The sequence below is a fragment of the Paractinoplanes ferrugineus genome (assembly GCF_016862195.1).
In the GTDB taxonomy this organism is placed as follows: Bacteria; Actinomycetota; Actinomycetes; order Mycobacteriales; family Micromonosporaceae; genus Actinoplanes; species Actinoplanes ferrugineus.
In genome coordinates this window covers 1-911 of the sequence record NZ_BOMM01000025.1, presented here as the reverse complement: position 1 = coordinate 911, position 911 = coordinate 1, and the positions used below count along the sequence as shown (strand labels likewise).

Sequence of the window (911 nt, the reverse complement as noted above, 5' to 3'; positions counted from 1 at the left end):
GGACTCAGGCAACAGCTCAGACTCAGGCGACCGCGCGGACTCAGGCTCCCCAGCGAACTCGAGCCGCCGCCCGGACTCCGACAGCGACGAAGGCTTGGGCCGGGCTGGCGGAGTCGCCTGATCAGGCATCTCCGCCTCGGGTGCCAGCTCCATCCGAGACTCCGGGACGATCGGTGGAGCGGCTTCGTCCAGCGGTGCGGATTCCGCCTGCACCGCGTCGACGACATCCGGCTGCGCCGCGGCGGACGACAGGTCACGCTCGGCTGCAACTGCCGGAGACGTCGGCCGGCGCGTCAAGGTCGCATCGGCCGGCCAGATCAACGGCGGAACCGCTTCGACCGAATCGTGCAGGTCCAACTCGCCGCACTGCCGCGAGCAACCGTGCGATCGGCACGTCTTCCACCCGTAGCGCCGTGCAAGCCCCCACCGCCGATGACGCTCATGCTCGCGACGAAACTCATCATTGCCCGGCGACCAATTACGCGCCCTCGTGCGATCCCGCAAAGCAACCGTCACCGGCCGGGAGAAAAATGAGAGCTGCTGGAACTCCATGCAAAGATTATCCCGCCCCAAGAATGCGCCACGCCAACAGTCGATCATGCCATTTCAAAGAAACTTGCCCTGGAGCACAAAAGCGACAAAGAACTTCCGAAAGCGGTGACGGCGAATACATGCAATTCTGCTATTGTTGGGTTGCTGCGATGAGCCGCTCCAAACCGCGACGCAATCCCATCACCGAGCGCCTGACAGCCGATCCCCGGCCCCGGCCCCGGCCCCGGCCCCGGCGCGAGGGCGAGGGCGAGGGCGGCGCGAGGGCGGCCCCTCGGCTACAGCTGCCGGGCGCTGACGGCGCTGACCACCCGGCGTTGGTCCAGCGCCGGCCATCCTGCTCGGGGCCGCCGCCGACGGCC

General features: G+C 67.7%; 1 protein-coding gene. It reads right to left on the bottom strand.

Annotation, left to right across the window (positions count from 1 at the left end; genetic code table 11):
- On the bottom strand, positions 1-552 hold a 552-nt coding region (locus tag Afe05nite_RS15290), incomplete at its 3' end, for a hypothetical protein (protein ID WP_203817764.1).
- Positions 553-911 lie beyond the last annotated feature (359 nt).